Below are 12,225 nucleotides of genomic sequence, written 5' to 3'. Positions count from 1 at the left end.
CACGCCAAACCCTCCGTGGCTCCCCTCTCTCCTCCCCCCCCCCCCCCCCCCCCCCCCCCCCCCCCCCCCCCCCCCCCCCCCCCCCCCCCCCCCTCCCGCCGTACGACGGCGTGTACGACCGCTCAGCCGTGGTTCAGCCGTGGTTCAGCTCGAACCACACCACCTTGCCCGTGCTCAGCCGGGTCGCGCCCCAGCGCCGGGCCAGCCGGTTCACCAGGTACAGACCGCGCCCGCCCTCGTCCGTGGCGCGCGCCTGCCGGAGCCGCGGCAGCTGCGGCACGTCGTCACCGACCTCGCACCGCAGCACGTCCGTGCGCAGCAGCCGCAGCGTGACCGGCCGCGTGGCGTACCGCACCGCGTTCGTCACCACCTCGCTGACCAGCAGCTCGACGGAGTCGCTCATGTCCTCCATGCCCCAGCGGGACAGTGCCCGCCGGGCGAGGCGGCGGGCCCGGCCGGGGGCCGCGTCCTCCGGCTCCAGGAACCAGTACGCCACGTCGCTCGGCGCGATCCCGTCGAAACGGGCGGCGAGCAGCGCGATGTCGTCGTCCCGGTCGCCCGGACCGAGCATGTCGAGCACCTCGTCGCACAGCGCCTCCAGCGGCGGCGGATGGTCCGGGCCGGTCAGCTGGGCGGTCGCGGCGAGCTTCTCGCGCAGCTGCTCGATACCGGTCCACACGTCCCGCAGCCGGGACTCCACCAGGCCGTCGGTGTAGAGCAGCAGCGTCGCCCCGGCGGGCGCGTCCAGCTCCACGGCCTCGAAGTCCACCCCGCCCACGCCGATCGGGGCGCCCGCGGGCACCCGCAGCACCTCCGCCCGGCCGCCCAGCTCCAGCAGGATGGGCGGCGGGTGACCGGCGTTGGCGATGGTGATGCGGTGCGATACCGGGTCGTACACCGCGTACAGACAGGTCGCCATGCGGTCCACGCCGAGTCGCTGCGCCTGCTCGTCGAGATGGTGCAGCACCTCCTGCGGCGGCAGATCGAGGCCGGCCAGGGTCTGCGCGGTGGTACGCAGCTGGCCCATGATCGCCGCCGACGTCATGGAGTGACCCATGACGTCCCCGACCACCAGCGCCACCCGGCTGCCCGGCAGCGGGATCGCGTCGTACCAGTCGCCGCCGACCCGCGCGGTCTCCGCGGCCGGCAGATACCGCGACGCCAGCCGTACGCCGGTGCAGCGCGGCAGGGTCTCCGGCAGCATCGTGCGCTGCAACTCGTCCGCGATGTACGCCTCCCGCCCGTACAGCACCGCCTTGTCGATGCCGAGGGCGCTGTGCGTGGCGAGCTGGGCGGCGACCAGCAGGTCGTCGGCCTCGAACGGGATGCGCTCCGGGCGCCGCAGGAACAGGGCCGCGCCGATCACCCGGCGCCGGCCGCGCAGCGGCGCGAGGATCGCCCGCTGCCCGTCCGGCACGGCGGACGCGCCGTCCTCACCGAGGAGTTCGGGCAGCGCGGCCCGCGCGGCCGGCGCGTCCGTGAAGACCGGCCGGACACCGCGCAGCACCTCGGCGAGCGCGCTGCCGGGCCGCACCGTGCACAACTCCGCGCCGACCGAGTCCAGCTCGGACGGTTCGGGAGGGGCGGCCGGCGTGAACCCGCCCTCGGTGTCCCGCTCGGCGGGGATCCGGTCGGTGCGGCGCAGCCGCAGCACCAGCGGGCCGGTGGGCCGCTCGTCGCCGACCGGCAGCGGGTCGCGCAGATAGACGAGGATCGCGTCGGAGAAGGTGGGCACGGTGGCCCGGCACAGCCCCATCACGATCTCGTCCAGGTCGATACCGCGGGCGATCCGCCGGGTCGCCGCACCGACGAACCGCAGCCGGTCGCCGTCCCGCCGCATGGGCGTCGGCCGCCCCGGCTGCGTGACCTGCCCGGTGCGGCGCTCCCTGCCGTCCGGTGACTGCTCCGGCCGGTCCTGGCCCGCGGCCGGCTGCAGCGGGATGCCCTCGGGCACGGGACGCGGCCGGTGCGTGTCCGGTCCGGAGCCCTGGCCGGCGCCCGGCTGGGAGTGCTCGGAGCCTGGTTCGCCCGCCGGATCCTGACCGCCGCCCGGCGTCACCGTCTCCGGCGACGCGGCTCCCGGCGACCTCGAGGTCCCGGGCGGCTCATCGCCGGAGCCTCCCTGTACCGGTAAGGCGGCCCCCGTGCCCGGCACACGGGCCGGTGACGGGGTACGCAGGAGCGCCCCGCGGGGATCCGCGGGGTCCACGCCCGGCTGCGGGCGCTCGAAGGAGGTCGGCTGCTCCGTCACGCGTGTCGAGTCCATCCGTCCGGCGCACGCCGTGCGCGCGGTTCGTCCCGCCGAAACTCCGATACCCGGAACGGTTGCCCCCGGAACGGATTTCGCGTGTGGTCAGAGGTTGTTGCCGCTCCGCCGATCGGCCGTTCCAGGCCGGTACCGGTGTTTCCGTACCCCTCGCTCACGTCCTGCCGCCCCTCGGTGACGTTTGGTCAAGCCCGGCGCGCGCTCCGGTGGTTGTTGCCCCGCGCCCTTGCGGACGACGATCCTACGTTTCCCGCCCGGGGGCGCAGCAAGGGTCTCACGAGGACACATGCGCCGGAGTGCGGTCCCAGTCCTGTGGCAGTGACGGTACCGTCCAGGACGGATCCGGGCGCCAGTTCTCCCAGCCCTGCGAGAACGGCGGCCCCCAGGAGCCGATCACCTCCACCGCGGCCCGCCCGGCCTCCCGCACCCGCTCGGCCAGTGCGGAGTCCACCAGCCCGTCCCGCTGGGCCTGTGCGAACTCGTCCTCGTCCCGCCAGTACCAGTCGCGGTCCGGGTGCACGGAGATGTCCAGGAAATGGTCCTCGGAGTCCACCCCGCCCGGCCAGCGGGCCAGGGGCTCCTCCAGGTTCACGTACCAGTTCTTGAACCGCCAGTCCGGGTTCCAGAAGAGCCACACCGACCAGGGATCGCCCGGCCGGGCCAGCTTCAGCACTCCGGTGCCGAGCCAGCGGCCCCGCGTCACCGTGCGCGGCTTGGTGTACCGGGTACCGAGCGGCTCCTGGTGCACGGGCGTGCCGTCGGCGAGCACCGGTTTCACACACTCGGTGCCGGGCGCCATCCACACGGCGAGCAGCTCCGCGTCGTCGTGTACGACCGTGACGGGGCGCGCGATGTGGATGCGTGCCCCGTTGTTCTCCCGGTAACGCCACAGGATCTGTGTTCCCGGCGCCCAGCGGCCGGCCGGGCCGCCCGCGTCCTTCCGGCGCGCGCCGTTCGCTGTTCCGCTCTCTGTCATCGGCCTCCTTTCGAGGGGGTTCCCGGCCCGGGGCGGCGTCTTTCCGCCCTGGGCCGGGGGACGGTTTCGCGCGGGACCGCAACCTCGGGTCCGGGAACCCTCCGTCTCAGCGGTGGGTGACTCACGCGCAGATATTAAGGTCCCCCGGGCACACGACGCTTCGGCCGCCGCCACGGTTCACCTCCGGCGTGGGGTTTTCACGGGCGCGTCATCCGCAGGACATCCAGGGCCTCGTCGAGCTGTCCGACGGTGAGGTCGCCGCGCTCGACGTAGCCGCCCTCCAGGACCACCTGCCGGATGGTCTTCCGCTCCGCGAGGGACTTCTTGGCGACCTTGGCGGCCTCCTCGTAGCCGATGTACTTGTTGAGCGGGGTCACCACGGACGGCGAGGACTCGGCGTACTCCCGGGCCCGCTCGCGGTCGGCGACGATGCCGTCGACCGTGCGGTCGGCGAGCAGCCGGGAGACGTTGGCGAGCAGCCGCACCGACTCCAGCACGTTCTTGGCGATGACCGGAAGCATCACGTTGAGCTCGAAGTTGCCCGAGGCGCCGGCGGCGGCCACGGTCGCGTCGTTGCCGGTGACCTGCGCACAGACCATCAGCACGGCCTCCGGGATCACCGGGTTGACCTTGCCGGGCATGATCGAGGAGCCGGGCTGGAGATCGGGGAGGCTGATCTCGGCGAGGCCGGTACGGGGGCCCGACGCCATCCACCGCAGATCATTCGCGATCTTCGTCAGCCCGACGGCGATGGTCCGCAGCTGGCCGCTGGTCTCCACGACACCGTCCCGGGCACCCTGCGCCTCGAAGTGGTCGCGCGCCTCGGTCAGCGGCAGCCCGGTCGCGCGGGCGACCTCCTCGATGACGGCGGCGGAGAACCCCGGCGGGGTGTTGATGCCGGTGCCGACGGCGGTTCCGCCCAGCGGCAGCTCCGCGAGGCGCGGCAGGGAGGCGTTCAGCCGCTCGATCCCGTACCGCATCTGGGCCGCGTAGCCGCCGAACTCCTGACCGAGGGTCACCGGCGTGGCGTCCATCAGGTGGGTCCGCCCGGACTTCACCACGTCGGCGAACTCCTCGGCCTTCCTCTCGAGGGAGGCCGCGAGGTGCTCGAGGGCCGGGATCAGATCGCGGGTGACGGCCGCGGTGGCCGCGATGTGCAGGGACGAGGGGAACACGTCGTTGGACGACTGCGAGGCGTTGACGTGGTCGTTGGGGTGCACGTCCCGCCCCAGCCGCTCGGTGGCGAGGGTGGCGAGAACCTCGTTGGTGTTCATGTTGGACGACGTTCCGGAGCCGGTCTGGAACACGTCGACGGGAAAGTGCTCGTCCCACCGGCCCTCGGCGACCTCGCCGGCCGCCTCCTGGATCGCCTCGGCGATGTCCTTGTCCAGCACCCCGAGCCGGGCGTTCACCCTGGCGGCGGCGCCCTTGATCCGGGCCAGTGCCTCGATGTGGGCGCGCTCCAGGCGCTGCCCGGAGACCGGGAAGTTCTCCACGGCGCGCTGGGTCTGCGCGCGCCACTTGGCATCGGCGGGGACCCTCACCTCTCCCATGGAGTCGTGCTCGATGCGATAGTTCCGGTCGTCGTCCGTGGTCGTCATCGTCGTACCTCCGAAGATGCACAGCAGCCGTCCCGGACGAGCGTATTCCCGCGAGCGCCCTCCGCCCCGCCGCGCGGGAAGCGCGGCGGGGCGGAGCACCCGTGGGGGGAGGTCAGCCGTTGTGCAGGGTCACGTCGTCCAGGACGAAGCCGGTCTGCAGGCTGTAGTCCTCGGTCGCGGTGAACGTCAGGGTGACCGTCTGCCCCGCGTACGCGGACAGATCGACCGACCGCTGTACATAGCCGCTGCCGGCGTTCACGTTGGACAGCGTGGCGAGCGTGGTGCCGCCTGCCTTCACGGTGAACCTGTCGTAGGCGCGCGAGCCGGACTCGTCGGTGTCGATGTGCAGCCAGTAGTTCAGTGACGCCTGGGAGCACCCGGCAGGTATGGTCACCGTCTGGCTGATCGACTCGGTACTCGTGGACCCGTTCCCGGCGAGCCAGGCGAACCGGGTCCCGCTGTGCGCCGACTGGCCCGAGTGGGCGCCGATGACGCCGGTGTTGCCGGTCCACGGCGAGGTGCCGCTCTCGAACCCGCCGTTGCCGACCGCGCCGGCGGTGTCGCACTGGCCGCCGGTGCCGGTGTCCACGGCCCGCTGCCAGAGGGTGTACGCGATGCCGTCGGCCGCGCGGTCGAGACCGGTGGCGTTGATGTTGGTGAGGGTGTCGCAGGACCGGTGGTAGCAGGGGTCGTACGCGGACCCGGAGGTCCCGCCCCACTTGGCGGCCTGCGCGGAGGTCTTGCGGGCACTGGCGCCCATGGCGTAGCCGGAGGTCGGGATGCCGTACTGCTCGAAGGAGTAGTCGTCGCTGCGTCCGGCGCCCTCGGTGTTCTCCTCGGGCTGGAGGCCCAGCGAGTCCCAGTACGCCTTCATCGGGGCGGCGGCCGAGGAGGTGATGTGGTTGATGAAGTAGCCGCCGTTGGTGGAGGCGACCATGTCGAAGTTGTAGTACGCCTTGATCCTCGAGCGCTCGCTCGAGGACAGTGAACGCACGTAGAAGTCGGACCCGTTGAGGCCTTGCTCCTCGTCGGTCCACCAGGTGAAGCGGACCCGGTTGCGCATGGCCGGGTTCTGCTGGGCCAGTGTCAGGGCGTTCTCGAGCAGGGCGGCGGAACCCGAGCCGTTGTCGTTCATGCCGGGCCCGGCGGAGACACCGTCGAGGTGGGCGCCGAACATGATGACGTTGTTGGCGTCGCCCCCCGGCCATTCGGCGATCAGATTGGGCCCGGCCCCGCTGGTGCAGCCGGAGGTGCACGGCTGCTCGGTGACGGTGTAGCCGGCCGCCTGGAGCTTGCCCTTCACATAGGCGACGGAGTCGTCGTAGCCCTGTCCGGTGGAGCGGCGGTTCCCGCCGTTCCGCCCGGCGATGGCGCTCAGCTCGTTGAGATGCGCCCTCACTTTGCTGACGTCGACATCGGGTGCGGCGACGGCATCGGGTGCGGCGACCGCGTCCGTGGTGGGTACGGAGTCGGCGGCCACGGCGGGGAGTGTTCCGCAGCCCAGCACGACAGCGAGCGAGACACTCGCCACGGCGAATCTTCGTTTCACCTGGTCTCCTCCGGGAGGTGGCTGTGGGGTGAGCCACACAGGGATTGACATGGCATGTGCATGTCGGAGCGCCGCACAGACTCACAGCGATGGTTGAGCCAGTCAACGGAACGGGCAGGTCTGAGCCACGAATGTCCGAAAGAAGCACACGAAGTTCGCTATGCGGACGCCGCTGGGTCGAGGGCATGGCAGAACTGATCGTGGATCCGGGCGTCGGTCTTCCGCGCCCGGCCGAGGGCGAGCTGTGGACGGCGAGTGCGGTGATCATCGACGGGGACGGCGGGGTCTTCGCCCGGAAGCGCGCCCGACCGCAAGTCTCTTCCCCAGCTGCTGGGACATCGTGGGCGGACACGTGGAGCAGGGGGAGTCCCTGCAGGACGCCCCGGTCCGCGAGGCCGCCGAAGGAACGGGGTGGCGGGTACGCCGCGTCCGCCGGCTCCTCGGTGTGACCTCCTGGACCGGCGACGGAGGCCTGGGCGAACGCCACGAGGTCGACTGCCTGGCCGCGGTCGGCGGCGACCCGGGCCACCCCGCCCTCGAGTGGTCCTCACGCGCGGCGTGCGCCTGGTTCACCCGCGACGACCCGGACAGGCTTAAGGAGAACCGCGCCCCGGCGCCCCGGGGCAATTCCTGATCCACGCCCTGATCGCAAACGGCGCTGGACCCGTAGCCCGGGGAGCGTGGCTACGCGGCCCGCACAGGGCCGAAAGGGGCGTCCGGGGGCGCAGCCCCCAGGGACGGGAAGGGAAGGGGCGGCGGGGTCGAGAGGAGCCTCCCGCCGCACCAGAGGCCCTACACCTGCCCCGGCCCCCGCACCGGAATCGACGTGAACGTCGGCACCTGCGGCGAAGGGTCCTGGAAAAAGTCGTTCCCCTTGTCGTCCACGACGACAAACGCCGGGAAGTCCTCGACCTCGATCTTCCAGACCGCCTCCATCCCGAGCTCCTCGTACTCGATGACCTCGACCTTCTTGATGCAGTCCTGGGCGAGCCGGGCCGCCGGCCCTCCGATCGACCCCAGATAGAAGCCCCCGTGCGCGTCGCACGCGTCAGTGACCTGCTTGCTCCGGTTCCCCTTCGCCAGCATCACCAGGGACCCGCCCGCCGCCTGGAACTGCTCCACGTACGAGTCCATCCGCCCGGCCGTGGTCGGCCCGAAGGACCCCGACGCGTACCCCTGCGGCGTCTTGGCCGGCCCGGCGTAGTACACCGGGTGGTCCTTCAGGTACTGCGGCATCTCCTCACCCGCGTCCAGCCGCTCCTTGATCTTGGCGTGTGCGATGTCCCGCGCCACGACCAGCGGCCCGGTCAGCGAAAGCCGGGTCTTGACCGGGTGCTTGGTGAGCTCGGCCAGGATGTCGTCCATCGGCCGGTTGAGGTCGATCTGGACACTCTGCCGATCAGCGGCTCCGCCGCGGGTGCCCTCCGACTCCAGCTGCTCGTCCGTCGTCTCCGGCAGGAACCGCGCGGGATCCGTCTCCAGCTGCTCCAGGAACACACCCTCGGCGGTGATCTTCGCGACCGCCTGCCGGTCCGCCGAGCACGACACCGCGATCGCGACCGGACAGGACGCCCCGTGCCGGGGCAGCCGCACCACCCGCACGTCGTGGCAGAAGTACTTGCCCCCGAACTGCGCCCCGATCCCGATCCTCTGCGTCAGCTCGAAGACCTTCTCCTCAAGGTCCTTGTCCCGGAAGCCGTGTCCGAGCGGGGATCCCTCGGCGGGGATCTCGTCCAGGTAGTGCGCGGAGGCGTACTTCGCGGTCTTCAGTGCGTACTCGGCCGACGTGCCGCCGACCACGATCGCCAGGTGGTACGGCGGACAGGCGGCCGTACCGAGCGAACGGATCTTCTCCTCCAGGAACTTCATCATGGAGGCCTCGTTCAGGACGGCCTTCGTCTCCTGGTACAGGAAGCTCTTGTTGGCCGACCCGCCGCCCTTGGCCATGAACAGGAACTTGTACGCGTCACCGTCCGTCGCGTACAGCTCGATCTGCGCCGGGAGGTTGGACCCGGTGTTCTTCTCCTCCCACATGGTGAGCGGAGCCATCTGCGAGTACCGCAGGTTCAGGTTCTTGTACGCCTCGTAGACGCCCCTGCTCAGGGCCTCCTCGTCACGCCCCGACGTCAGCACGTTCTGCCCGCGCTTGCCCATGACGATCGCCGTACCGGTGTCCTGGCACATCGGCAGCACCCCCGCGGCCGCGATGTTCGCGTTCTTCAGCAGGTCCAGGGCGACGAACTTGTCGTTGCCCGACGCCTCGGGGTCGTCGATGATCCGGCGCAGCTGCGCCAGGTGGGCCGGGCGCAGATAGTGCTGGATGTCGCGGATGGCCTCCTCGGCGAGCTTGCGCAGCGCCTCCGGCTCCACTGTGAGGAAGGTCCGTCCGTCGGCCTCGAAGGTGGAGACACCCTCGGAGGTCACCAGCCGGTAGGGGGTGGTGTCCTCTCCCATGGGGAGCAGATCGGCGTACTCGAACTCAGGCATCTCGCCCATTCCTCACTCGACAGGTGACCGCCCGCCTCCGTCGGCGGGCGGTCACCAGCGTAGGACCTGCCGCCTGCGGCGGACCTGTGAGGTTGTCCTCAGTCGTCCGCCCCAGAGGGTAGTCGCGATCTATCGCGTTTGGGTACGCTGCTGTCGTGGACCTTCAGAAGCACGCCCAGCAGCAGCCGGACACCGCCCCCGACACCCCGGCGGGGACCGCCGAACTGCGCGCCTCCGACGCCGACCGGGACCGTATCGCCGACCTCCTGCGCGACGCCCTCGCCGAGGGCCGGCTGACTGCCGACGAGCATGCGGAGCGCGTCGAGGGCGTGCTGGCCGCCAAGACGGTGGGCGAGCTGGAGGTGTTCATCCGGGACCTGCCGATAGCCCACCAGCGGCGCGCGGGACACGCCACCGCACCCCACCGCCCCACCACGGGCGCGATCCCGATGGACCCCGATGACAGCGTGGTCGCGGTGTTCAGTGCCGCCGCCCGCAAGGGCCGCTGGCGGACCGGCCGCCGCATCCACGCGTACGCGGTCTTCGGCAGCGTCGAGATCGACCTCAGCGAGGCGCTGTTCGACCACCAGCAGGTCATGATCAAGGCGTATTCCGTCTTCGGCAGCGTCGAGATCTACGTCCCGGAGAACGTGTCGCTGCGCGGGACGGGCGGCGGCGTGCTCGGTTCCTTCGAGGTGGACCCGATGGACGCGACCGACGAGGAGGCCCCGGTGGTCTTCGTCGACGGCTGGGCCGTGCTGGGCAGCGTCGAGGCGCGGCCCAAGCGCGGCAGGCTCGTCGCGAACATCATCGACAGGGTGCAGCGCAAGGTCGACAGGAGCCTGCGCCGGCATCTCGGCCACTGACCCCGGCGCGGGCGGAGCCCGGTGGGGCACTCAGTGCATAGGCGCGCGTACATCGGGTAAGCCTTGCTGCATCGTGTCTCGCTTGCGAAGCCGTCGTCAGGAGTAGACCGTGCTGCAACCGCCGCATTCGTCCCTGCAGGTAGCCGCTGTTCCGGCCCAGCGAGTGGCAGCGCGGGACAGGGACCAGGATGCGCCCTGGCACACCGAGGCGGTGTGCCGGCGCGACGAGGCGGGGCTGTTCTTCGCACCGTCGAAGGAGCCCACCGCCGCCCGGCTCTCCCGTGAGGAGGCGGCCAAGCGGGTCTGTGGCCGCTGTCCGGTGATGGTCGAGTGCCGTGAGCACGCCCTGCTCCAGCCCGAGCCCTACGGTGTCTGGGGCGGCCTCACCGCCGCCGAACGCCGCGTGGTCCTGGCCCGCCGCAGGCGCCGCGAAATGGAACTGAAGAACACCCCCCGCCAGGGCCGCATAGCGGCGGCAGGCTGACCCACGCGCACACGAGGAAAGGGCGCCCCCTCCGCACAGGGAGCGCCCTTTCGCGGCACCGGGCGGGGCAGCTGTCCCAGGGGCGCGGGCTGTGACCTACGCGGCTCCGCCGCGTGGACGCGACCAGCGACAACGCATCCGCACATGCCACCCGCACCGCACACCCCGCGGCGCCTTACGGCACCTGAACGGCGTCCTACTTCGCCCGGTCGAAATCAACCGCGCTGTAGGCCCTCAGCTTGCTGAGCCGATGCTCGGAGTCAATCCTCCGCACCGTCCCCGACTTCGACCGCATCACGATCGAATCGGTGGTGGCCGTCTCCGGCCGGTACCGCACCCCACGCAGCAGCTCACCATCGGTGATCCCCGTCGCCACGAAGAACACGTTGTCCCCGGTGACCAGATCCTCCGTGGTCAGCACTCGGTCGAGATCGTGTCCGGCGTCGATCGCCCGCTGCCGTTCCTCGTCGTCCTTCGGCCACAGCTTGCCCTGGATCGTGCCGCCCAGGCACTTCACCGCACAGGCGGAGATGATCCCCTCGGGGGTCCCGCCGATGCCGAGCAGCAGGTCGATACCCGTGCCCTCGCGCAGCGCGAGGATCGAGCCGGCCACGTCACCGTCGGAGATCAGCTTGATGCGCGCACCGGTCTCCCGGATCTCGTTGATGATGCCCTCGTGCCGCGGCCGGTCCAGGATCACCACGGTGACGTCCTCGGGCGTGACCCGCTTCGCCTTGGCGACCCGGCGGATGTTCACGTTCACCGGCGCGTTGATGTCGACGAAGTCGGCGGCTTCCGGCCCGGTGACCAGCTTGTCCATGTAGAACACGGCCGAGGGGTCGAACATCGAGCCGCGCTCGGCGGCGGCCAGTACCGCGATGGCGTTCGTCATGCCCTTGGCGGTCAGTGTGGTGCCGTCGATCGGGTCGACGGCGATGTCGCACTCGGGCCCGGTCCCGGCGCCCACGCGCTCCCCGTTGAAGAGCATCGGGGCTTCGTCCTTCTCGCCTTCGCCGATGACGACGACGCCGTTCATCGAGACGGTGGAGACGAGCGTGCGCATGGCGCGCACCGCGGCACCGTCGGCGCCGTTCTTGTCACCGCGCCCTACCCAGCGGCCCGCGGCCATGGCCGCGGCCTCGGTGACCCGTACGAGCTCCAGGGCGAGGTTGCGGTCGGGGGCCTCGGAGGGGACATCGAGCTCGGACGGCAAGTGATGGTGTTCGGTCATCGGAGCGCACCTTTCTGTACGACGACGGCCGGATGAGGGTGTGGCAAGACTCTATCGCCAGACAGACAAAATGAGCAGGGACCCCCACGGATGAGCGCTTCGGGCACCTGCGACGATAGGGGGCGTGGCAGGAACGAGCAGCGTGCAGAAAACGGCCCGGGACATGATCCTCTCCCTGGCCATCATCGTGCTCGTCGCGGGAGTGGTCTGGCTGTTCATCCCGCACGAGGACGGCGAACCCGACATCAAGCGGGTCGACTACCGGGTCGACCTGCTCACGGCCCGCCGGGCCGCCTCCTACCCCCTGGCCGCCCCCGAAGGGCTGCCCGAGGCGTGGAAGCCCACCTCCGTCCGCTTCCAGGCCGCCGAGGCCGATGCCTGGCACCTCGGCTTCCACGCCCCCGACGGGGAGTACGTGGGGGTCGAACAGTCCGCGGGCAAGCGGACGGCGTTCATCGACGACAAGACGCAGGGCGCCACGGAGACCGGGACCACCCAGCGGATCGACGGCGAAACGTGGACGCGTTACGAGGGCGACCACTACGACGCGCTGGTGCTGGAGGGCACCGAGGGCTCGACCACCCTGGTGACGGGTACGGCGTCGTTCGGACAGCTGACGAAGATGGCCGAGGCGCTGCGCACCGAGTGAGCGTGAACGACGAGGGGCGGGGGGGGGGGGGGGGGGGGGGGGGGGGGGGGGGGGGGGGGGGGGGGGGGGGGGTTGTTGTTTTTCGGTGCGGCGTCTTTTTTTTCTTTTTTTTGTTT

General features: G+C 71.1%; 10 protein-coding genes. 4 read left to right on the top strand and 6 right to left on the bottom strand.

Going from position 1 to position 12,225, the window contains the following annotated elements; all coding sequences use genetic code 11:
- Window positions 1-133: 133 nt before the first annotated feature.
- The 4 genes from ACZ5C2_RS37180 to ACZ5C2_RS37165 form a co-directional block, all read right to left on the bottom strand.
- Window positions 134-2,266, bottom strand: coding sequence for a SpoIIE family protein phosphatase (locus ACZ5C2_RS37180; protein ID WP_468801169.1), 2,133 nt, complete (start codon window positions 2,264-2,266; stop codon window positions 134-136).
- 274 nt (window positions 2,267-2,540) lie between these two features.
- Entirely contained in the window at window positions 2,541-3,242 is a 702-nt protein-coding gene (gene fomD / locus ACZ5C2_RS37175) for a cytidylyl-2-hydroxypropylphosphonate hydrolase (RefSeq protein ID WP_468801167.1), read from the bottom strand.
- 197 nt (window positions 3,243-3,439) lie between these two features.
- Complete coding sequence (locus tag ACZ5C2_RS37170) at window positions 3,440-4,843, bottom strand: class II fumarate hydratase (protein ID WP_468801165.1); 1,404 nt, start codon at window positions 4,841-4,843, stop codon at window positions 3,440-3,442.
- A gap of 112 nt (window positions 4,844-4,955) precedes the next feature.
- Window positions 4,956-6,392, bottom strand: coding sequence for a M28 family metallopeptidase (locus ACZ5C2_RS37165; protein WP_468801163.1), 1,437 nt, complete (start codon window positions 6,390-6,392; stop codon window positions 4,956-4,958).
- Between the two features lie 352 nt (window positions 6,393-6,744).
- Here ACZ5C2_RS37165 and ACZ5C2_RS37160 point away from each other — a divergent pair, with 352 nt between their 5' ends.
- Window positions 6,745-7,026, top strand: coding sequence for an NUDIX domain-containing protein (locus tag ACZ5C2_RS37160; RefSeq protein ID WP_468801162.1), 282 nt, complete (start codon window positions 6,745-6,747; stop codon window positions 7,024-7,026).
- A 158-nt stretch (window positions 7,027-7,184) separates the two neighbouring features.
- Here the strand turns inward: ACZ5C2_RS37160 and ACZ5C2_RS37155 are convergent, their stop codons facing one another.
- The gene (locus tag ACZ5C2_RS37155; protein WP_468801161.1) at window positions 7,185-8,888 is read right to left on the bottom strand and encodes a fumarate hydratase; all 1,704 of its coding nucleotides are present in this window, start codon (window positions 8,886-8,888) and stop codon (window positions 7,185-7,187) included.
- 146 nt (window positions 8,889-9,034) lie between these two features.
- On the opposite strand from ACZ5C2_RS37155, the gene ACZ5C2_RS37150 reads away from it, so the two are divergent.
- The gene (locus tag ACZ5C2_RS37150) at window positions 9,035-9,745 is read left to right on the top strand and encodes a DUF1707 SHOCT-like domain-containing protein (protein WP_468801160.1); all 711 of its coding nucleotides are present in this window, start codon (window positions 9,035-9,037) and stop codon (window positions 9,743-9,745) included.
- Between the two features lie 109 nt (window positions 9,746-9,854).
- Window positions 9,855-10,229 (top strand): WhiB family transcriptional regulator, encoded by a 375-nt coding sequence (locus tag ACZ5C2_RS37145; protein ID WP_468801159.1) that lies wholly within the window; start codon window positions 9,855-9,857, stop codon window positions 10,227-10,229.
- A 196-nt stretch (window positions 10,230-10,425) separates the two neighbouring features.
- Here the strand turns inward: ACZ5C2_RS37145 and glpX are convergent, their stop codons facing one another.
- Window positions 10,426-11,460 (bottom strand): class II fructose-bisphosphatase, encoded by a 1,035-nt coding sequence (gene glpX, locus ACZ5C2_RS37140; RefSeq protein WP_468801157.1) that lies wholly within the window; start codon window positions 11,458-11,460, stop codon window positions 10,426-10,428.
- Window positions 11,461-11,584: 124 nt separating this feature from the next.
- On the opposite strand from glpX, the gene ACZ5C2_RS37135 reads away from it, so the two are divergent.
- Window positions 11,585-12,109 carry a DUF4245 domain-containing protein gene (locus ACZ5C2_RS37135; RefSeq protein ID WP_468801156.1) on the top strand — a complete coding sequence of 175 codons (525 nt, stop codon included), beginning with the start codon at window positions 11,585-11,587 and terminating at the stop codon, window positions 12,107-12,109.
- Window positions 12,110-12,225: the final 116 nt, after the last annotated feature.

Source organism: Streptomyces sp. NPDC031365 (assembly GCF_055569765.1).
This window is presented reverse-complemented; position numbering and strand designations above follow the sequence as displayed.